20 protein-coding genes, 1 rRNA gene and 1 pseudogene are annotated in these 21,651 nt (G+C 47.1%); 7 read left to right on the top strand and 15 right to left on the bottom strand.

All coding sequences use genetic code 11. The features are described 5' to 3' along the window. The 4 genes from B5D35_RS02325 to rluD all read right to left on the bottom strand — a co-directional run. Positions 1-182: ribosomal RNA gene (locus B5D35_RS02325) — 16S ribosomal RNA — on the bottom strand; the annotation flags it as partial. A 740-nt stretch (positions 183-922) separates the two neighbouring features. Beyond that, complete coding sequence (gene clpB, locus B5D35_RS02320) at positions 923-3,496, bottom strand: ATP-dependent chaperone ClpB (RefSeq protein WP_078751000.1); 2,574 nt, start codon at positions 3,494-3,496, stop codon at positions 923-925. 91 nt (positions 3,497-3,587) lie between these two features. Beyond that, on the bottom strand, positions 3,588-4,322 hold the full coding sequence (gene pgeF, locus B5D35_RS02315; protein WP_078750999.1) for a peptidoglycan editing factor PgeF: 735 nt from the start codon (positions 4,320-4,322) through the stop codon (positions 3,588-3,590). Positions 4,323-4,324: 2 nt separating this feature from the next. Continuing rightward, positions 4,325-5,302, bottom strand: a complete 978-nt coding sequence (gene rluD, locus B5D35_RS02310) for a 23S rRNA pseudouridine(1911/1915/1917) synthase RluD (protein ID WP_078750998.1) — start codon at positions 5,300-5,302, stop codon at positions 4,325-4,327. Between the two features lie 192 nt (positions 5,303-5,494). Between rluD and bamD the strand changes: the two genes are divergently transcribed. From bamD to pheA, 3 genes are all read left to right on the top strand, one after another. Continuing rightward, on the top strand, positions 5,495-6,226 hold the full coding sequence (gene bamD, locus B5D35_RS02305; RefSeq protein ID WP_078750997.1) for an outer membrane protein assembly factor BamD: 732 nt from the start codon (positions 5,495-5,497) through the stop codon (positions 6,224-6,226). 359 nt (positions 6,227-6,585) lie between these two features. Next, positions 6,586-6,921, top strand: a complete 336-nt coding sequence (gene hpf / locus B5D35_RS02300) for a ribosome hibernation-promoting factor, HPF/YfiA family (RefSeq protein ID WP_078750996.1) — start codon at positions 6,586-6,588, stop codon at positions 6,919-6,921. A gap of 278 nt (positions 6,922-7,199) precedes the next feature. Beyond that, a complete protein-coding gene (gene pheA / locus B5D35_RS02295; protein WP_078750995.1) occupies positions 7,200-8,369 on the top strand; it encodes a prephenate dehydratase in 1,170 nt (389 codons plus the stop codon). Between the two features lie 60 nt (positions 8,370-8,429). On the opposite strand, the gene tyrA is transcribed toward pheA, so the two are convergent. The 10 genes from tyrA to ffh form a co-directional block, all read right to left on the bottom strand. Continuing rightward, positions 8,430-9,557 carry a bifunctional chorismate mutase/prephenate dehydrogenase gene (gene tyrA, locus B5D35_RS02290; RefSeq protein ID WP_078750994.1) on the bottom strand — a complete coding sequence of 376 codons (1,128 nt, stop codon included), beginning with the start codon at positions 9,555-9,557 and terminating at the stop codon, positions 8,430-8,432. 5 nt (positions 9,558-9,562) lie between these two features. After that, the gene (locus B5D35_RS02285) at positions 9,563-10,639 is read right to left on the bottom strand and encodes a 3-deoxy-7-phosphoheptulonate synthase (RefSeq protein WP_078750993.1); all 1,077 of its coding nucleotides are present in this window, start codon (positions 10,637-10,639) and stop codon (positions 9,563-9,565) included. 242 nt (positions 10,640-10,881) lie between these two features. Next, complete coding sequence (locus tag B5D35_RS02280) at positions 10,882-11,265, bottom strand: DUF2799 domain-containing protein (RefSeq protein WP_078750992.1); 384 nt, start codon at positions 11,263-11,265, stop codon at positions 10,882-10,884. A gap of 81 nt (positions 11,266-11,346) precedes the next feature. Further along, positions 11,347-11,937: an HdeD family acid-resistance protein gene (locus B5D35_RS02275; RefSeq protein WP_078750991.1), complete on the bottom strand. Its 591-nt coding sequence runs from the start codon at positions 11,935-11,937 to the stop codon at positions 11,347-11,349. A 239-nt stretch (positions 11,938-12,176) separates the two neighbouring features. Then, the gene (gene yjjG, locus B5D35_RS02270; RefSeq protein WP_078750990.1) at positions 12,177-12,851 is read right to left on the bottom strand and encodes a pyrimidine 5'-nucleotidase; all 675 of its coding nucleotides are present in this window, start codon (positions 12,849-12,851) and stop codon (positions 12,177-12,179) included. Positions 12,852-12,969: 118 nt separating this feature from the next. Next, positions 12,970-13,323 (bottom strand): 50S ribosomal protein L19, encoded by a 354-nt coding sequence (gene rplS / locus B5D35_RS02265; protein ID WP_078750989.1) that lies wholly within the window; start codon positions 13,321-13,323, stop codon positions 12,970-12,972. A gap of 36 nt (positions 13,324-13,359) precedes the next feature. Beyond that, positions 13,360-14,106, bottom strand: coding sequence for a tRNA (guanosine(37)-N1)-methyltransferase TrmD (trmD, locus tag B5D35_RS02260; protein WP_078750988.1), 747 nt, complete (start codon positions 14,104-14,106; stop codon positions 13,360-13,362). A 37-nt stretch (positions 14,107-14,143) separates the two neighbouring features. Continuing rightward, positions 14,144-14,671 carry a ribosome maturation factor RimM gene (rimM, locus tag B5D35_RS02255; protein WP_078750987.1) on the bottom strand — a complete coding sequence of 176 codons (528 nt, stop codon included), beginning with the start codon at positions 14,669-14,671 and terminating at the stop codon, positions 14,144-14,146. A gap of 31 nt (positions 14,672-14,702) precedes the next feature. After that, entirely contained in the window at positions 14,703-14,951 is a 249-nt protein-coding gene (gene rpsP / locus B5D35_RS02250; protein WP_067412040.1) for a 30S ribosomal protein S16, read from the bottom strand. 219 nt (positions 14,952-15,170) lie between these two features. Further along, positions 15,171-16,541: a signal recognition particle protein gene (ffh, locus tag B5D35_RS02245; protein ID WP_078750986.1), complete on the bottom strand. Its 1,371-nt coding sequence runs from the start codon at positions 16,539-16,541 to the stop codon at positions 15,171-15,173. Positions 16,542-16,811: 270 nt separating this feature from the next. Between ffh and B5D35_RS02240 the strand changes: the two genes are divergently transcribed. The 4 genes and pseudogenes from B5D35_RS02240 (at position 16,812) to B5D35_RS25455 (ending at position 20,491) form a co-directional block, all read left to right on the top strand. Beyond that, entirely contained in the window at positions 16,812-17,609 is a 798-nt protein-coding gene (locus B5D35_RS02240) for a cytochrome C assembly family protein (protein WP_078750985.1), read from the top strand. Between the two features lie 91 nt (positions 17,610-17,700). Next, positions 17,701-18,975: an HlyC/CorC family transporter gene (locus B5D35_RS02235; RefSeq protein ID WP_078750984.1), complete on the top strand. Its 1,275-nt coding sequence runs from the start codon at positions 17,701-17,703 to the stop codon at positions 18,973-18,975. 217 nt (positions 18,976-19,192) lie between these two features. Continuing rightward, positions 19,193-19,960, top strand: a pseudogene (locus tag B5D35_RS25460) (PAS domain-containing protein); the annotation flags it as partial. Continuing rightward, positions 19,943-20,491, top strand: coding sequence for a methyl-accepting chemotaxis protein (locus B5D35_RS25455; RefSeq protein WP_425291159.1), 549 nt, complete (start codon positions 19,943-19,945; stop codon positions 20,489-20,491). The pseudogene B5D35_RS25460 and the gene B5D35_RS25455, both read left to right, overlap by 18 nt. 51 nt (positions 20,492-20,542) lie before the next feature. Here B5D35_RS25455 and B5D35_RS02225 read toward each other — a convergent pair whose 3' ends face one another. After that, the gene (locus tag B5D35_RS02225; RefSeq protein WP_078750982.1) at positions 20,543-21,646 is read right to left on the bottom strand and encodes an ABC transporter ATP-binding protein; all 1,104 of its coding nucleotides are present in this window, start codon (positions 21,644-21,646) and stop codon (positions 20,543-20,545) included. Between the last annotated feature and the right edge of the window lie 5 nt (positions 21,647-21,651).

The following is a 21,651-nucleotide window of genomic DNA, read 5'->3' as shown; positions in this document are numbered from 1 at the left end:
ATGCGGTATTAGCAGTCGTTTCCAACTGTTATCCCCCACATCAGGGCAGGTTCCCAGCCATTACTCACCCGTCCGCCGCTCGTCATCTTCAAAAGCAAGCTTTTGAAATGTTACCGCTCGACTTGCATGTGTTAGGCCTGCCGCCAGCGTTCAATCTGAGCCATGATCAAACTCTTCAATTAGAATTTTTTTGTTACCCTAAGGTAACGCTCAATGAATACTGAATTACTTTTTTGCCCGTAGGCAAATCTGCATTGACTGTGTTTCTCATTGGTTTCCACTTTTAAAAAAGTGAAAGCAAAACGGCTCAAGGCTGTTTTCCAATTCGATTGGGTCACTCAGTTCATTGATAAATCTTTTGTCTATCAATTACGAGTGCCCACACAGATTGTATAGGTCAAATTGTTAAAGAACGTTGACTGTAGAAGCCGTAGCTTCTCACCGTCAGGGCTGCGAATTTTACGCTGCCGGGCGATGAAGTCAAGAAGAAATTTTGTAATGTTTCCGCGTTGCTTTCGCAACCCTCAAAACGTCTTATTGACTTGCTTCTGCCGGAGGTTTCCATTGAAGCGGGCGGCCATTTTACTGATTCACTCAAACGCGTCAAGCGTTTATTTTCATTCAGCTTTCAAAGCTTCGCCATCCAACTTTTCTGCACTTCCCTATTGGGAACCACTCTCCGTGTCGATGAGGCGCATTATAGGGAGGTCTCTAATTCTGGCAAGGGCTTTTTAAGGGTTTTTCGTATAAAAAACACCATTCGAGCAACTTTTACTCGAAAGGCTTATTTTTGCACATTTTACTCACATCAAGCCCACAAAATACTGTGGGTAACTTTCGAGTTTAACTGAAATGCGTTGTGTAGATAAAACAGAAAGAGGCCAACAAGGCCTCTTTCTGTTCGTACTATATAATGTAGCCTTTATTGCACAGCTTTTATTTGCTCGTCTTCGACAATCAATTTAACTGGCAAGCCCGGCTTCACTTCCCCACGCAAAATAGATTGCGCCAGCGGGTTTTCGACGCTTTGCTGAATCGCGCGCTTGAGCGGTCTTGCTCCATATACCGGATCAAATCCTGCTTGGGCAATCATAGACAGTGCTTCATCTGTCACTTCCAGAGTCAAATCTCTTTCAGCCATTCGTTTCGCTAAATGAGCAAGCTGTATATCCGCAATCGACTTGATATGCTCTTGGCCCAGAGGATGAAACACAACAGCTTCATCTATACGGTTAATAAATTCTGGTCGGAAGTGTTTACTGACCACATCCATCACCATCACTTTAATACCATCGTAATCCAGTTCACTAAAGTGTTCTTGAATTCGGTCTGACCCCAAGTTCGATGTCATGATCACGACAGCATTTCGAAAATCAACCGTACGACCTTGCCCATCGGTCAGTCGACCATCATCAAGGACTTGCAAAAGCAAGTTGAACACATCCGGATGCGCCTTCTCTACTTCATCTAATAGGATGACTGAATAAGGACGACGACGAACCGCTTCCGTCAGGTAGCCACCTTCTTCGTAACCCACATAGCCAGGAGGCGCACCGACCAGTCTTGCCACTGAGTGCTTCTCCATAAACTCTGACATATCGATACGTACCATCGCATCGCTGCTATCAAAGAGAAACTCTGCCAATGACTTACACAGTTCGGTTTTCCCCACCCCCGTAGGGCCAAGGAACAGGAACGAACCAATCGGACGGTTTGGATCCGCCAGTCCAGCGCGACTGCGTCTAATCGCATTAGAAACTGACGTTACCGCTTCAGCCTGACCAATGACTCGGCTATGGAGCTCATCTTCCATCTGAAGCAGCTTCTCTTTTTCGCCTTCTAGCATCTTGGCTACAGGAATCCCCGTCTGACGCGACAGCACTTCGGCAATTTCCGCATCCGTTACACGATTACGTAATAGCGTCATTTCCTGCATTTCTGCCTGACTCGCCAAGTCGAGTTGTTTCTCAAGTTCAGGGATGCGACCGTACTGAAGTTCTGACATGCGGTTTAGATCACCAGCACGGCGTGCGATCTCAAGATCTGTTCTCGCCTGCTCTAACGCACTCTTAATATGTTGTGTGCCAGACAGTGCGGCTTTTTCTGCGTTCCACACTTCTTCAAGCTCTGCAAAATCACGCTCTTTATCGTCAATCTCAGCTTGAAGCGTTTCGAGTCGCTTTTTACTCGCATCGTCGTTCTCTTTAGAAAGAGCCTGCTGCTCAATCTTAAGTTGAATGAGACGACGCTCTAAGCGGTCAAGTTGCTCTGGTTTAGAGTCTATCTGCATGCGAATACTTGATGCTGCTTCATCAATCAAGTCGATGGCTTTGTCCGGTAACTGGCGATCTGAAATATAACGATGAGAAAGACTCGCAGCTGCAACAATGGCAGGGTCTATAATTTCCACCGCATGGTGCAATTCATAACGCTCTTTAAGACCCCGAAGGATAGCGACGGTATCTTCTACTGTTGGTTCATCCACCAGCACTTTCTGAAAACGACGCTCTAGTGCCGCATCTTTTTCTACGTACTGACGGTATTCATCCAAGGTAGTGGCGCCTACGCAGTGAAGCTCACCTCGCGCCAAAGCGGGCTTAAGCATGTTGCCGGCGTCCATCGCACCTTCTGCTTTGCCTGCGCCCACCATGGTGTGGATTTCATCGATAAAGAGAATGACGTTGCCTTCTTCTTTTGCCAGCTCATTCAATACTGACTTCAGGCGTTCTTCAAACTCACCACGGTATTTTGCACCAGCAACCAAAGAGCCCATATCCAAAGACAGTACGCGTTTATTACGCAGCCCTTCTGGCACTTCACCACTCACTATTCGTTGAGCAAGCCCTTCAACAATCGCGGTTTTACCTACGCCCGGCTCACCGATAATGACAGGGTTATTTTTGGTACGACGCTGGAGTACTTGAATGGTACGGCGAATTTCATCATCACGACCAATTACAGGGTCGAGTTTGCCTTGCTCGGCTTTTTCCGTCAGGTCGATGGTGAATTTCTCCAGCGCCTGACGCGCTTCTTCCGCATTGGGATCATTGATAGCCTGACCGCCTCGAACCTTGTCGATGGCATCTTCAACCTTCTTCGTGGTCAGACCTAAACTTCTGAGTAAATCGCCTAGCGGGCCTTTGTCTTCGACAGCTGCGAAAATAAATAACTCTGACGAAATGAATTTGTCTTTACGCTTCTGCGATAGCTTGTCACACATATTGAAAAGCATGCCCATGCCATGTGAAAGCTGAACATCGCCTCCCGTACCACTGACTTTAGGCAATTTTTCAAGCATCTCACTTAGGCTTGAACGCAGTTGGGTAACGTCGACATTAAGAAGTGTCATCAAAGGACGAATAGTGCTGCTGTCCTGATTGAGGAGCGACACCATCAAGTGCACAGGCTCGATATATTGATGATCGCGCCCTAAAGCCAGTGACTGTGCGTCGGAAATGGCTAATTGAAATTTGCTGGTAAATCGGTCAAGGCGCATAGGCCCCCCTCTAATAACTTCGGTAGTTGCTTACCGAAAAAATGGGAGCGGCTCTAACCAATTTCAAGTTGATTGGTGAAATTTTTATCGCTTAATGCGAAGAAATCCAAATGCAACTGGCCTGACGGCCTGTACAATTTTCTCTACGATAGGAAAAAAAACGCTGAGGATCGGACACAGTACAGTATTCGCCACCGTAAACTTTCGTTACCCCTGCCATTGCCAGTCGCTGTTTTGCTAACAAATAAATATCTGCCAACCAGCGATCTTTATGAGGTTGAAACGCATAATGCGCCTCAGGATGGCTAGCAATAAACTGTTCTCGAACCTCACTACCAACTTCAAACTCAGATGCACCAATAGCGGGGCCCATCCATGCCATTACTTCTGACGTGTCATCAAATTTTGCCAGCGTTTGTTCTAAGACACCATTAACTAATCCACGCCAACCCGCATGGGCTGCACCAACCTGTGTGCCAGCCTCATTGCAAAAAAGCACAGGTAGACAATCCGCCGTCATCACCACACACACGTGATCAGGTGAAGAAGTAAAAGATGCATCCGCATCAGGAACATTTGATGCGGAAGACAGAGGTAAGGATATTACCTCTGTACCATGGACTTGATTCAACCACGCCGGTGGCGATGGCATACCCATAACATCAGCAAGTACGGCACGATTATGGTCAACATCAGCGGGGTTATCTCCCACATGCTTTCCCACGTTGAGACTATCAAAAGGTGAAGCACTCACCCCGCCTTCTCGTGTTGTACTGACTGCTCTAATGTTTGTCGGCGCAGGCCAATTTGGTTGAATCCAGTTCATGTTTAGTAGTCCAACTCTCCGTGCTCTTGGGCATCGACACGCAATACTTCTGTCAGATGTACCATGTCATCCGGCACTGGAGCATGCCATTCCATCACTTCTTTGGTCGTTGGGTGCTCGATACGCAACATCACTGCATGCAACGCCTGACGATCAAATTTGCGCAATGTCTGGATCAGTTCATCACCGGCATTACGCGGTGGACGAGGACGACCACCGTATAGCTGATCACCAATCAATGGGTGGTTTAAATACGCCATGTGAACACGGATCTGGTGAGTACGGCCGGTCTCCAGACGAAGGCGCAAGCGTGCGTGAGCACGGAAATGCTCAACAACACGGTAGTGGGTAATAGCTGGCTTACCCATTACCTGCACCGCCATGTGAGTGCGCTTAGTAGAATGACGACCAATAGGCTTCTCTACCGTACCGCCCCCCGTCATGTTGCCGATCGCAATCGCTTCATATTCACGGGTGAACTTTTTACGCTTTTGAAGAGCACGAACCAGACGCGTCTGGGTTGGGACATTCTTCGCCACCACCATTAACCCTGTGGTGTCTTTATCCAAGCGGTGAACGATACCTGCCCGTGGAACTTCCGCGATATCAGGATAGCGGAAAAGAAGACCATTTAGCACGGTACCATCTGGGCAACCTGCACCTGGGTGAACAACCAAACCGCGTGGTTTGTTAATTACCAAGATGTCATCGTCCTCATAAACAATGTTCAGAGGAATGTCTTGAGGCTCCCAACGTTTCTCGTCTTCGATCTCAGCTTGAACAACTATTGCCTCACCACCCATCATTTTCACGCGTGGCTTATTGACGATCTCACCATCGACACTTACTTTGTCTGCCAGAATCCATTCTTTGATGCGTGATCGGGAATAATCAGGGAACAACTCGGCCAATGCCTGATCCAGACGTTGCCCTAGTTGGCTCTCATTAACTGTACTGCTTAACTCTAACTGCTGTGCCATAACGAACTTTTTGATTCTCTGTGAGACTAATACCTTAGCAGGGACTTGGCCCTTGGGCTTAGTCACGTTAACCTATTGGTATTATATCTGGCCGATGGGTAGAATAACCTTTATCGCGCCATTGTAGCTTTTTGCGGCGGTCTCCGTAATGGCAAAGGCTGAAAATATTCTTTCAAGGAAGCTCTCGTAGTAATGAAACGCCTTACATTATCTTCTCTGCTCGCCATTTCTTTGCTGGCTGGATGCTCAAGCACCGAAGAAATCGTTCCTGATGTTCCGCCATCAGAACTCTATCAGAACGCACAAACAGCGCTTAACGAAGGCAGCTGGAATAAAGCAATCGAGCAACTCGAAGCTCTGGATTCTCGCTATCCCTTTGGCGCATATTCAGAGCAAGTTCAGTTGGACTTGATTTATGCCTATTACAAAAACGATGACCTTGCTCTTGGTGAGGCAACCATCGATCGCTTTATGCGCATGAATCCAGGTCATCCACAAATCGACTGGGTACTCTATATGCGCGGTTTAACCAACATGGCGCAAGACCGCACATTCCTGCACGATATGTTGAATGTAGACAGAAGCGATCGTGACCCCGAGCCTTCACGTAAAGCCTTTATCGATTTTCGTCGTCTACTCGAACGCTACCCAAATAGCGAATATGCTGCAGACTCGCAAAAGAGACTGGAAGCATTGAAAAACCGATTAGCGGATTATGAATTGGCTACAGCGGATTTTTACGTGCGCCGAGAAGCGTGGGTGGCCGTTATCAATCGCAGCCAGCAAATCCAACGCGACTTTCCTGACACTGAAGCTGCGAAAAAATCCCTGCCGTTGATGTTGAAAGCTTACGAAGAGTTGAAACTCGATAAACCTGCAGAGCATACCCGAGAGTTAATGCGACTAAATGGTGTATCACTCTAACAACCGCTTAAACGACAAAAAGCAGCCAATGGCTGCTTTTTTTGAATCTTCAGTGTCGTAAAGACAATTTTTCATGCACTCCAGTGCTGTCGGAAAATCCATCACAACCTTCTTTAGCACGAGTAACATCCCTAACGTTCTGTGTTCGTTAGCGACCTTAACCTCTTCATCTTGCAATACTTTCGTAACGCTCTTCAAGCATTTTATGAAAATTTCACGCCAGAGGTTTTGGCGCGATCACAAATAGCTACTCCGCTTAAAAAACACCGACCAAATGTGACATAAATCACGTTTTTTCCCTTACAGAAACGTAATCTGAAAGTGAGCCCAGCAAAGGGCAAGCAAAAGAGGAAACATCTATGAGAGTTGAAATTACTGGTAAAAACATCGACGTCACAGCTGCCATCCACGATCGAATTACATCTCGCTTTGAAAAGTTAGAGAAATGGCAGGTCACTCTCATTAACCCTCATGCCGTTATCAGCGAAGAGCCTGGTAGCAAATTTAAAGTCGAAGCGGGAGTTTCCGTTCCAGGGGCAAAACTGATTGCGTCAGCAGAACATGAAGATATGTATGCTGCAATTAATGAAGTCGGCCACAAGTTGGAGAAACAACTGAATAAGCAAGCACACAAAGGTGAGGCACGCCGAGCCAGCCATGTAGATGTTCCAGCAGAAGAGCCTGACGTGGTGTAAATACACTAAGAGAATAAATCAAAGTCTCAGCCCTGCAAGTGCAGGGCTGATTCGTCTTGACATGAAAGCATCCTCCCAATAAGGTTGAGTGATATTACGCCAATCAACAGACTATCGATGACACCGACTATCTCGTTTTTCTTTCGTTTTTTAACTGCTTCTAGTGAGGCGGGGCTAAGGGCGAGCATCGATAACGAAAGATTCCCAGAAGCCTCCCTCAAACAGGGGGGCTTTTTTGTATCAGTCAGGGTCAGATGAATCAGCAGCAGGAAGAGGGAATGACCAAACCAACATTGTCACTGGATGAAATCCGCGTAGGCGTTAGCACGATCGACCAACAGATATTATCTTTGCTAGCCGATCGCAGAAAACTCAGCCTAGAAGTTGCTAAAAGCAAAATACAAACGCAAAAACCAGTGCGCGACATTGAACGAGAACAAGCACTACTCGAAGGACTCGTTGCGGAGGGACGTACACATGAGCTTGACCCTCAGTACGTCACCAAAATTTTTCATACCATCGTTGAAGATTCGGTTCTCTATCAGCAAGCATTCCTGCAAAGACTGGCCAATCCAGACAATGAGCAGCCGCTAGCACGCGTCTCTTTTCTTGGTGGTAAAGGGTCTTATTCCAATCTGGCTGCACGAAATTTTTTTGCTCGTAAGCATACAACGCTTGCTGAAATTCAATGCCAAAGCTTCAAAGAAGTCTTGGAGATGGTCGAGACGGGTAACGCAGACTATGGTGTGCTTCCTATCGAGAATACCAGCTCAGGCTCCATCAATGATGTGTATGACCAGCTACAACACACGCGCTTGTCTATCGTCGGTGAAATCACGCAACCTATTGAGCATTGCCTACTGACCGCCGTTGACACTGACATAGATAAAATTCAGGTACTTTATTCTCATCCTCAGCCACATCAGCAATGCAGCGAGTTTCTTCATTCTTTGGGGGATATTAAGCAAGAGTACTGCTCCAGCACTGCCGAAGCGATGAAAGAAGTGGCCGCGTTGAAAACCCCTAACGTAGCTGCGATCGGCAATGCCTCCAGTGGCGAGCTATACGGACTGAAACCATTAAAATTCGGCATTGCTAACCAACAGGAAAACCACACTCGCTTTATTGTGGTTGCGAGAAAGCCTGTTGATGTGAATGGTCTAATCCCGGCAAAAACAACCTTTATTATGTCTACGGGGCAGAAAGCAGGCTCTTTGGTTGAATGTTTGTTGGTGCTTCGCAACCATGGGATCAACATGACTAAACTAGAATCTCGCCCTGTACTGGGTAATCCATGGGAAGAAATGTTTTATGTCGACGTGGAGGGCAACATCCGCTCAGACACTATGAAACTCGTCATCGAGGAGTTGATTGCGCTCACCCGCTACATCAAAGTGCTGGGTACTTACCCTATAGAAAACGTCACCCCGACGGAAATTGACGTTTAACTTCCACTGCGCGAACAAAAAAGGAGCCATTAGCTCCTTTTTATTTGCTGTGCAACTGCGTTAACCTCGATGCGTGCTGTCATTAGCTTGACGCAGCAACGTTTGGCTTTCTTTCATAAAGCGAGGTGCGAAGTCCCCAAACCAGCTTTCAACTTGGTTAAATGCGGCAACAAACCCGTTTTTGTCTTGCTCATCGAGCAATTTGATAGCCTCACCGAAACGAGCATGGAAACGCCTGATCATGTCGATGTTCTGCGAGGAGGACATGATGATATCACCGTACAGTTGCGCGTCTTGCGCAAATAAACGCCCCACCATCGCCAATTCCAAGCGATAAATTGGTGAGCTTAAAGCGGTCAGCTGGCCCAAGTTCGGGTTTTCTTCGGCCAGATGCACGCCATAAACGAAAGACGTAAAGTGACGTAAAGCCTGAATCAAGGTCATGCCCTGATCGTGCTCTATAGCGCTGATGCGATGCAAGCTCGCCCCCCAGATACGAAATTGCTCAAGCAACCATTGGTATGATTCAGGATTACGGCCATCACAATACACAATCACCTGTTTGGCAAGGCTACTGATATCTGGACCAAACATCGGGTGCAGTCCAACAACGGGGCCTTTATGCGATTCCAACATGGCCTGCAACGGCTCACTTTTAATCGAGGTCAGATCCACCAACAAACAGTCATCTGGTAAATCACCGAGCTGACGGATCACTGCATCTGTTTTATTGATAGGCACAGTAACGACAACCATACCTGCATCCGCCAAGATTTCTTGGGCATTGTCCCAATCTTGACTACCGAGCACCTTGACGGTGTAACCAGACAATCGGAACAACTTACCGAAAAGCTTACCCAACTGGCCATTGCCCCCCACGATAACGATAGAGCGCAACTCTGGATTCAGACATTTGAAACCTGAATCATTCTCGCTGGCATAAGACTCACGCATCGTGCGACGGAGGATATCTTCAATCAGATCCGGAGGAACACCTTTCGAAGCCGCTTCTTCTCGACGCGAGGCCAACATAGCCGCTTCTCGGTCAGGGGCATAAATCGGTAAACCGTGCTCGCTTTTCACCTCGCCGACTTCTGACACCAATGCCAGACGACGAGCCAGCAACTCCACCATTTGTTTGTCTACTTCATCAATCTGATCCCGCAAGCAGGACAACTCTGCAACCATTTGGCTCAATTCCCTTGTAATCGTTGTTCTAAGAAGGGTGTGAGTTCATCGTGCGCTCGATTGAGCAAGGTTTCCGTATCTTGCCAGTCGATGCACGCATCTGTAATTGACACACCGTAAGCCATCTCTTCGCGTGGAAGATCCGCGGACTGGCTGCCTTCTTTGATGTTGCTTTCAATCATCAAACCAATGATAGACGTATTGCCTTCACGGATTTGATGGAACACATCTTCTGCAACCAACGGCTGACGACGGAAGTCTTTGCGAGAGTTAGCGTGGCTGCAGTCTACCATCAGCGACGCGTCCAACCCTGCTTGGTGCATCTCATTTTCGCATTCCGTCACAGAGACTGAGTCGTAATTTGTCTGTTTACCACCACGAAGGATAACATGACCGTCAGGATTGCCTTGCGTCGTTAGCAATGCCACCTGCCCCTCCTTGTTAATGCCCATAAAACGGTGACCAGATGCAGCCGCCTTCATGGCATTAATCGCGGTGGAAAGGCTACCGTCTGTGCCATTTTTAAAACCGATAGGCATGGAAAGACCGCTCGCCATTTCTCGGTGGGTCTGGGATTCTGTGGTTCGTGCACCTATGGCCGCCCAACTGAACAGATCACCAATGTACTGAGGGCTAATAGGATCGAGAGCTTCTGTCGCAAGCGGTAAACCCATATCAGCCAAAGTGATCAATAGCTCTCTTGCTTTGTGAAGGCCTGCTTCCACGTCAAAGGAGCCGTCAAGGCTAGGGTCATTGATCAGACCTTTCCACCCAACAGTCGTACGTGGCTTTTCAAAGTAAACACGCATTACGATATACAGCTGATCACCCACTTTTTCAGATAGGGTTTTCAGTTTTTTAGCATATGCAATTGCAGCGTCAGTATCGTGAATCGAACAAGGCCCGCAAACAATAAGAAGACGATGATCCTTTTTATGAATGATGTCGGCTATTTCTTGACGACTTTTAGAGATGAAAGCCAGAGTTTCATCTTTAACCGGAAGCTTTTTTCTCAGCTGCTCGGGGGTAATAAGTACGGTTTCATCTTGAATGTGTACATTCGTCAGTAAATCTCTTTCCATGAAATCTGTCCTGCTGTTCTCTATTCAGTGTTTCTTATTCGTTGATGCATATCGCATTGACTCACACCTTAACATGCTGGTTTTTGAATGCAACCAACTCGTAAATTAAAGGGTACATTCGTAAAGATATAATTACACCAAGGAGCTAGGTGCGGATAAAAAGAGGATTTGAAGATAGACACATGAATGGAAAGTAAAATGAACAAAGGCCGACATGCGGCCTTTGTTGTATATACATTGAATCAGAAGGTTTGATCCGCTGACTGAAAATCTTCGAAGCCGCGTTGCCACTCCAATTCAAAACGAACACCGTTTTCCATGTTCGCACACACACCCAGATACTGCATGCCGGACAAGCCGATTTCATACGCATTATTCACGTCACAGTAGCGGTCGATACCCTCGTTGTACCCTTGATCATATTCAGCAACATTCACACTGTCCGTACCCGCACTAGTAGCCAATGCTTGTAGATCTGACATTGAGCGTGAAGGAATGCCGCGCACACCATCTCGTTCACCAACAGCCATCCAATCACCTTGCTGAACAAGGTTAGTGGCATCATCAATGCCCGCGCAACCTGCCATTAATGCAGCAACAATCAACACTCCGGATTTTTTCAGCATCCTATTCCTCAATTTTTGTTTGGGTAAGCAGTCCATGTTCAATGCATTATATTGGGTTAGAGCGCGATTCTCTAAACCCAATTAAACCTCACTGTCATTTGGCTCAGATTTAAAACCTTTCAGCTTCACTGCCAATGCGACAAAAAGCACGCCAAATACAAACGCATACGTCGCAATTACCCAAATCAATGTCAGTGCACCTGCAGCAGGATTTGCCATCAGGAAGCCACCGAAGAAGATGGAAATCACGCCAAGCAATACTAATAACCACTCGCCTTTGATCTCTTTACGCAACCGAATCGCAGCAATAATTTCCAACACACCTTTTGCGATAGCCCAAACCGCAATATAGAACAGAAGCGCAACAGCAGTAAGCCCAGGGACCGCAAACGTCATGATACCGGCCGCGATACCAACGACACCCCACAAAACCAATACTATCCAGTTATCATGAGATTTTCGGTCCATGATCGCGGTCCAAACCTGCAATGACCCATCTACAAAAGCAAATACGCCAAAGACCAGAATCAGTGTTTCAATCGACTCCTGCGGAGGAAGTGTCCATAACATTACCGCAAAAACAACCGCTGCCACGCCCCTTAGCGCGAGCACCCACCAGTTCTTTGATAAAGAACTCACCATTTGTCTAGCTAAGGTTTCCGGTGTACTCATCGCTTGTCTCCTCGGTGAACAATCTTTGCTGACTCGTAGTCAGCATCAGAATGGACATGCTAATAATGCAGTCCGTTATGATAAAAAATCATACGCCCATCGCAGAGCTTCCGTAAGCACGTAAAATGAGAAAGTCAGCAATTCATACGGAAACTTAGTTTTCAATCAGTAAGATAGGAAGAGGAAGAACAAAGAGAAAGCGAGCAATGAACCGCTCGCTATCACCAGGGAGGCAAAGGTTATCCCAGTAACACTTTCCGCATTTCGGCCCATGACGTGACTGTAAACGTGGGTACAACGCCATCAGGTAGCGGTTTCGCATCAACATTTAGCCAGCACGTATCAATAAGTGCATTGTTGCCACCTAAAATGTCTGACGATGCATTATCACCGACCATCAAAACACGTGACTTTTCTGGGTTACCGGCCAATTTCAGCGTATGCTCGAAAATCGCCGTATCCGGCTTTGCCACTCCTACTTCTTCAGAGATAACGACCAAGTCAAAGTAGTCAGCCATCCCCGTTCGCTCTAGGCGAATTTGCTGGAGTTGAACAAAACCATTCGTGATGATGCCAAGTTTCGCCTTTTGAGCAAGCTCAGGAACAATGTCTTTTACCCCTTCCAATGGCTGGCAAACATCGGCCATGGCATCAAGAAACAGGCGATTCAATTCAGCAGGAGAGATGCTCAGCCGATCTGACCAAACATTAAAGCGATCTTCTTGTAGTTGTTTCGCTGTGATCTCACCATCTTGGTATTGGACCCAAAGTGGCTTGTTCACCAATTGATATTCGGCGAAGTCTTCAAGGGTGAAATTCACTCCTAGACCTGCAAACATAGCTTTTAAGCCCGCATACGCATCAAATGAAAACAGGGTTTCATCGGCGTCAAACAAAATCCAATCGTACTGCACGCGTAATCCTCCATTGCGAGGAGACGATTATGCCTTACTTTCCAAATGGCAGAAACGAGAAAAGCCCGCCAAATGGCGGGCTTTTGCGGACCCTTTCGGGTAATAAACGCCGGAGCGATTATTTCTTAGCCAGACGCTCTTTGATACGAGCTGCCTTACCAGAACGCTCACGCAGGTAGTACAGTTTGGCACGACGTACTGCACCGCGGCGCTTAACAGTAATGCTGTCAACAACTGGTGAGTGAGTTTGGAATACACGCTCAACACCTTCACCGTTAGAGATCTTACGAACGGTAAATGCAGAATGTAGACCACGGTTACGCTTAGCGATTACAACGCCTTCGTAAGCCTGTAGACGAGAACGCTCGCCTTCTTTAACTTTAACCTGAACAACTACAGTGTCACCCACTTTGAAGCCAGGAATGTCTTGCTTAAGCTGCTCGTCTTCGAGCGCCTTGATGATGTTACTCATATTTTTTACCCTAGAATAAACTGATACTAAATATCTTTAGGTACTTGGACTGTGTTCGTTAATGAACTCAGCAAGTAGTAATTCCTGTTCGTCAGTCAGAGCTAGGTTTTCCAGGAGCTCTGGTCTTCTGAGCCAGGTCCGGCCCAGCGATTGTTTTAATCGCCAGCGACGAATGTCCTGATGGTTACCCGATTTCAGTACCGAGGGTACGTCCAGTCCGTCTAACACTTCAGGTCGCGTGTAGTGAGGGCAATCTAACAAACCATTTGCGAAAGAATCTTCTTCCGCTGATGCAAAGTCACCAAGTACACCCGGAACAAACCGGGATACTGCGTCAACTAGCGTCATGGCGGGCAGTTCACCACCACTGAGCACAAAATCCCCGATAGACCATTCTTCATCGACTTCGGTTTGTATAATGCGCTCATCTACCCCTTCATAGCGTCCACAGATAAGAATCAAGTTCTCGTTCTGCGCCAGCTCCTCAACACCCGCTTGATCAAGCTTTCGGCCTTGAGGTGAAAGGTAAATCACTTTCGTCTTACCGTTGGCGGCATTTTTGGCTGCATCGATGGCATCGCGCAAAGGCTGCACCATCATCAACATACCTGGGCCTCCACCATATGGGCGGTCATCAACCGTCCGGTGTTTGTCGTGAGTAAAATCGCGGGGATTCCACGTTTCTACTTCGAGCAGGCCTTTCTTTACCGCCTGGCCAGTTACCCCAAATTCAGTAACAGCACGGAACATTTCAGGAAAAAGGCTGATAATACCAACCCACATTTTTCCGCACCTATTGCTTTAATTGTTACTGGGGGAGTTAAAATCCAGGATCCCAGTCAACTTCGATCCGTTGAGCAGAGCGATCAATCAACTTGATGACTTGCTCATCGAGGAACGGCACAAGGCGTTCCTTCTGGCCAAAAGCATCTTTTGGATTAGCAGTCACGACCAATACATCATTTGAGCCTGTTTCCAGAATGTCTGTGACTTTACCTAGGCTATAACCTTTGGTAGTTACCACTTCCATTCCGAATAATTCGCGCCAGTAGAATTCTTCATCTGACAACGAAGGCAAAACGTCTGCATTGATGGCGATTTCTGCATTTGTCAAAGCGGCCGCGTCTTCACGCTGATCCAGCCCTTTCAATTTGCAGACATAACCCTGTCCGTGGCGTTTCCAGTCTTCAAGACCAGTCTCTTTCCACTCGCCACGCACCTTGATAAACCAAGGTGTATAGCTAAAAATGCTTTCAGCGTCTTCAGTGTAAGAAAAAACTTTGAGCCAGCCACGGATGCCATAAGAAGCACCTAGCTTGCCTACTACAACCTTCTCTCGCTCACTCATGTCTTTTTCTTTTAACCCTGACACTAATCAATTAAGCAGCTTTCGCCGCGTCTTTGATCAGGCGTGCTACGCGGTCAGAAACAGCTGCACCTTCGCCAACCCAATGGTTAACACGGTCCAGGTCCAGACGCAGTTTCTCTTCTTGACCTTGTGCAACAGGGTTGAAGAAACCTACTTTCTCGATGAAACGACCGTCGCGAGTTTGACGGCTGTCAGCAACAACGATTTGATAGAATGGACGCTTTTTAGCGCCGTGACGTGCCAAACGAATGGTAACCATATCGTCCTCTTTGCATTACTGAAATAAATTGGCCCCGTGCTAATACGGGGCCTCGTGCCAAAATAAAGCTCCGGAATTTTACGCTTTCTGTGATCGAATGCAACTGCTTTAGCTAAAAAAGCATCAGCAAAGAGCAACAATCAATCACTTAGCGATTCCTTCGCTTTAGTTTTATCGGTGAGAAGTTTCCTCACCAAATTGAAAATGTTTTTTCACGGCTTAACGTGGGAACATACCACCACCGCCGCCACCCATCATGCCCTTCATATTGCGCATCATGTTCTTCATTCCACCCTTCTGCATTTTCTTCATCATTTTTTGCATTTGAGTGAATTGCTTGAGTAGACGGTTTACGTCTTGAACCTGCGTACCAGAACCCGCAGCAATACGCTTTTTACGAGAGCCTTTGATCAGGTCTGGACGTGCACGCTCTTTGGGCGTCATAGAGTTGATAATGGCTTCCATTTGAACGAACATTTTGTCGTCCACTTGATTTTTCACATCATCAGGCAGATTCGACATGCCAGGCAGCTTGTCCAGCATACCCATCATACCGCCCATGTTTTTCATCTGCTGAAGCTGGTCGCGGAAGTCCTGAAGGTCGAAACCTTTCTTTTCTTTAAACTTCTTCGCCAGCTTCTCGGCTTTATCTTTATCTACATTACGTTCCAGGTCTTCAATCAGCGACAGTACGTCACCCATACCCAGAATTCTGCTCGCTATACGATCAGGATGGAACGGCTCTAGTGCATCGGTCTTCTCACCAACACCCAAGAACTTAATTGGTTTGCCGGTGATGTGACGAACCGACAGCGCAGCACCACCACGTGCATCACCATCAACTTTGGTCAGTACCACACCGGTCAACGGCAGCGCATCATTGAAAGCTTTCGCTGTGTTTGCCGCATCTTGACCTGTCATTGCATCAACAACAAACAGCGTCTCTACGGGGTTAATCGCAGCATGAACGTCTTTAATCTCGTCCATCATCGCTTCGTCGACGTGAAGGCGACCTGCTGTATCCACAATGACAACATCGTAGAACTTCAGCTTACCATGTGCGACGGCTGCAGATGCGATATCGACGGGCTTTTGATCTGGCGTCGATGGAAAGAAATCGATACCCACATCGTTAGACAGAGTTTCCAGCTGTTTGATCGCCGCAGGGCGATAAACGTCAGCAGACACCACAAGCACTTTCTTCTTGTGGCGCTCCTTCAGCATTTTACCCAGCTTGCCTACGCTGGTTGTTTTACCTGCACCTTGCAGGCCTGCCATCAGAACAACGGCTGGCGGCTGGGTTGCCAAATCCAATTCTGAATTGGACTCACCCATTATCGCTTCGAGTTCAGATTGAACAATCTTGATGAATTCTTGGCCCGGTGTCAGGCTTTTAGAAACTTCCAGACCGACGGCACTTTCTTTTACTCTTTTTACAAAGTCACGCACAACAGGCAGCGCAACATCCGCTTCCAAAAGCGCCATGCGCACTTCGCGCAGTGTGTCTTTAATATTGTCTTCAGTGAGACGTCCACGACCGCTGATGTTTTTCAGCGTACGGGATAAACGATCCGATAAGTTTTCAAACATGTCCTACTCGCTCTCTGCGCGGCGACACCACTCAGCATTAATGATTCGTCAGGTGGTAATAAACACAAAATTGTGGCGATTATATCTTATTATCTGCTCAGCTAACATGATGGCAGTGCGGAATGTTTTAAAGAGCACACCCTGATTTCACCGATATTTGTAATGTGTGCCTCAGCTTAGAAGCAAAGTTTATTGGCCCATCAATAGCGACTCAGATTCGTGCGCGGTATACTGAATGCTTTCTTTTCGCTCATCGTTGTTGAAAGACACATGGATATTTTCTTAGCCGTATTGGCTGCAGTACTCTATTTCTCTGCACTCTTACAGATCATTCCTGGGCTATCAGGCCCTGCTCAGATTCCTGCTCGGAATGTTTTCTTTACCGCATGCGGGGCGTTAGGCCTTCATGTTTACCTGCTTGCGGACTTAATTCTTGGTGACGGTGGACAAAACCTTAGCATTTTGAATGTTGCATCACTCATCAGCTTTATTATCTCCGCGATTACGACGGGCCTGATGATTCGCATGCGTGTTTGGATCTTATTACCTGTTGTCTATAGCTTTGCAGCAATTAACCTCACCGCAGCGACGCTGCTTCCCGGCGCCTTTATTACGCACCTTGAGGCAAATCCTCACGTGCTTCTTCATATTTCCTTGGCGTTGTTTTCGTACTCAACGTTAATGATTGCCACACTCTATGCCATTCAACTCGCCTGGCTCGACCACCAGCTTAAAGCCAAGAAAAAGTTGGTCATGAACCCTAACCTACCACCACTCATGGCCGTAGAGCGTCAGCTTTTCAATATCATCTTGATTGGCGAAATTTTGCTGACACTGACTCTGATCAGCGGTGTTGCGTTTGTGCATGACATGATTGCCCAAGGTAAAGCACACAAAGCGGTGTTCTCAGCCATGGCTTGGGTTGTCTACGGCGTGTTGCTTTGGGGGCACTATCGCTCTGGCTGGCGTGGAAAACGCGTTATCTGGATCAGCATCGTGGGAGCCTTCCTGTTAACGTTGGCCTACTTTGGCAGTCGTTTCGTACAAGAGGTCATCATCGCGGCGTGACAATATTGTTGTATTTGCGCCATCCTGTTTGACAGAGAAGCAACTTTACGCCCTTTAATTAGGGCTGAACTTTAAAAAAGGGATTTGAAATTTGGACGACATATCGACGGGAACACTTGTTTCCCTTTTGGTATTGCTCATCGTCATCTCTGCGTACTTTTCCGGTTCTGAAACCGGAATGATGGCATTAAACCGTTACAGGCTGCGACACCTTTCAAAACAAGGTCACAAGGGTGCCAAGCGAGTAGAAGCTCTGCTTGAGCGCCCAGACAGGCTAATAGGCCTGATCCTCATTGGTAACAATCTCGTCAATATCCTAGCATCCGCCATCGCAACCATTTTGGGTATGCGTTTGTATGGCGATCTCGGTGTTGCTATCGCCACTGGCGGCCTGACACTAGTCGTTCTTGTCTTTGCCGAAGTCACCCCAAAAACTATCGCCGCACTCTACCCTGAACGCGTGTCATACGTCAGTTCTTTGCTGCTCTCTGTGTTGATGAAATTGCTTTACCCCGTAGTCTGGATGGTCAACGGCATTACCAACGGCTTTCTCCACGTTGTGGGTTTAAACAAAAATACCGATAACAAAGATCACCTTAGCTCAGAAGAACTTCGAACTGTGGTTAATGAGGCAGGAAGCCTCATTCCACGCCGTCACCAAGATATGCTCATTTCAATTTTGGAATTGGAAGAAATTACGGTGAACGACATCATGGTACCGCGCAATGAAATTACAGGTATTAATGTCAATGACGACTGGAAAGCCATATTGCGACAGTTGACCCATGCGCCTCACGGTCGAATGGTGCTTTATCGCGACAACATTGATGAAGTCGTGGGCATGCTTAGGGTTAGAGAAGCGTATCGCGAAATGGTGGAGAATGAGTTCACTAAAGAGCACTTACTCCGCGCGGCTGACGAGGTCTACTACATTCCTGAAGGCACACCACTCAATGTTCAGATGTTGAAGTTTCAGCGTAACAAAGAGCGGATTGGTCTGATTGTTGACGAGTACGGAGACATTATTGGCCTCGTGACGCTGGAAGATATCCTCGAAGAAATCGTCGGCGAATTTACTACCTCGCTATCCCCAAGCCTTGCGGAAGAGATCACTGCACTGCCAGATGGCAGCTATATGATTGAAGGCAGTGCCAATATTCGCGACCTGAACAAGAGCCTGAATTGGGCGTTACCGACCGACGGCCCAAGAACATTGAACGGGCTTATCCTCGAACATCTCGAAGACATCCCCAATAGCGCACTCAGCATTGAGGTAGAAGGCCATCAGATGGAAATTATCGAAGTCGCAGAAAATATGGTCAAGCAAGTCAAAATCCTTCCCGTTCCAAAAACCAGCAAGGCTTAATTCAACATTGAAAAATTTAACACCAGTCAAAGATTGGTGTTAAATTTCATGCATTTCTCGATAAACATCTCTGGTTGCTCACGAGATTTAAACGTTCAGTTGTAGGCAGTTTCTCAATTATTAAACTATTTATTAATAAGGGGACGTCCCTAGATATTGCACTAATACTCAAAGAGTCACTTAACCAAAGTTTGGGTTCACGTTTAAGGGTAACTGCATGTTTAACGGAAAATTAAAAAACGAATTGGCGGCACAAAAAAAGGAAGGCGCGCACAATCAAGCCATACTTGATGCCATCAATAACAGTGTCGCTACCATCTATTTCACACCTGAAGGCGTAGTCAAATATGCCAATCCCAATTTTCTCGGTGCCGTTGGTTTCTCTTTAGAGCAGATTACGGGCAAACACCACAGAGAACTCTGTGACCCTGAATATGGCCAAAATGCAGAGTATCAACGTTTTTGGGAACGCTTACGGGCAGGTGAAGTCATCAGCGGTAGCGTACCAAGGCTCAATGCCAAAGGAGAGCGCTTGTGGCTGGAAGCCACGTATTTTCCTATCAAAGAAAATGGCATTGTCACTGAAGTGATGAAAATTGCTTCAGACATCACCCAAGAAAAAATCAAGCTCGACGACCAACAGGCCGTGTTTGACGCTTTGAACAAATCCATGGCAGTGATTGAGTTCCATCCTGATGGCACCATCATCAAAGCCAATGAAAACTTCGTTGGGGCCGTGGGCTACACCCTTGACCAAATTCAAGGGAAGCATCACCGTATGTTCTGCCCTGATTCCTTTTATCACGAGAATCCTAACTTTTGGGGCGAGCTAGCCGCAGGAGAATTCAAAGGCGGTCAGTTTGAACGCAAAGACAGTGCAGGGAATGTACTTTGGCTGCGTGCAACGTATAACCCCGTATTCGATACTAAAGGCAATGTGGTTCGCGTAGTCAAATTCGCTAACAACATTACCGACAAAGTCGTACAGGAACAAGCCATCCGTGAAGCAGCACAAGTCGCTTACAGCACATCCGTTAAAACAGCGGAGATTGCCACCCGCGGCTCAAATGTTCTTGAATCCACGGTTTCTACGTCTCAATCTATTTCCGATCAGGTTGCGGAAACATCATCATCTATTTCCCAACTGAACGAACAATCCAAAAGCATTGAAGCCATCGTTTCCACTATCAGTGACATTGCCGATCAAACAAACCTTTTGGCACTGAATGCCGCGATTGAGGCTGCGCGAGCTGGTGATCAAGGTCGAGGTTTTGCGGTGGTAGCAGATGAAGTTCGTCAACTCGCGGCTCGAACCAGCCAATCCACATCTGAAATAGCTGATGTGGTGAAAAAGAACCGCGAGCTAACCTCAGAAGCAACCCGAAAGATGTCCAGCGTGTCAGAGTCTGCAAGCAAAGGGACACAGCAAATCTCTGAAGCTTCTTTAGTGATGGATGAAATCAAAACGGGTGCAGAAAATGTTGCGCAAACCGTATCCGGACTCAACGTCGGTTAACCAAACATTGCAAGAAGGGCACGTTATTACGTGCCCTTCTTTTTTTGCGCTTTATCGGATCCGGTTACCTGATTGAGTATCAAACAACATCAGCTTCTCCGGATTAAATCGAAACGGTGTAATATCCCCCGGTTTTAACCCCACATTCGCTTGCATCCTCGCTACCACTTCTTTTCCGCCTAGCGATGTGATGACATAGGTATCAGCCCCTGTTGGCTCCGTCACATCGACTTTGCAAGTCAGTGTATCTTGGCCTTCGTTCTCACTTTCCGTGATGTCTTCTGGACGCACACCGAGCTGCACTGTTTGACCGATATAATGGCTTAAATTCTCCATCGTACATTCAAGCGAGACCACTTGTGGCTTGCCATCATACCCCTCCAAAACCAACTGCACTTTGCCAGGCTCTGCCGATTCGACTTTGGCGTCAATAAGATTCATAGAAGGGCTACCCATGAATGTAGCAACAAAGGTATTGGCTGGGTCGTCGTACACCTCTGCGGGTGACCCTAGCTGCTGCAATTCGCCGTCTTTCATGACGGCGATTTTGGTCGCGAGTGTCATGGCCTCGATTTGGTCATGGGTAACGTAAACGATAGTGGCATTGAGGCGTTGATGAAGTCGTTTAATCTCGGTACGCATGTCTACTCGCAACTTGGCATCGAGGTTTGAAAGCGGCTCATCAAACAAAAAGATTTTCGGATCGCGCACCAAAGCGCGCCCCATTGCCACACGCTGACGTTGACCGCCAGAAAGCTGGCCCGGCTTTCGACTCAACAGATGTTCTATCTGCAACATCGACGAGACTTCACCGATTTTCTTATCCCGTTCAGATTTGGGTACTTTACGCATTTCCAGTCCAAACGAAATATTTTGACCGACGGTCATATTGGGATAGAGCGCATAAGACTGGAATACCATGGCGATGTCCCTGTCTGCGGGATGCAGCGCATTGATCACCACATCGCCAATCGACACCTCACCATCACTGATGCTATCCAAGCCAGCAATCATATTCAGCAACGTCGATTTACCACAGCCAGATGGCCCCACCAGCACCAAAAAATCACCGTCTCCAATCGCAATATCGATGCCTTTCAGTACCTCTATATGACCAAAGCGTTTTTTTACATTATTGAGTGTCAAAGATGCCATTCAGA

The organism is Enterovibrio nigricans DSM 22720, from assembly GCF_900167155.1.
GTDB classification, from domain to species: Bacteria; Pseudomonadota; Gammaproteobacteria; order Enterobacterales; family Vibrionaceae; genus Enterovibrio; species Enterovibrio nigricans.
The sequence above is the reverse complement of the archived record's forward strand: the minus strand, read 5'-3'. Positions and strand labels throughout refer to the sequence as shown.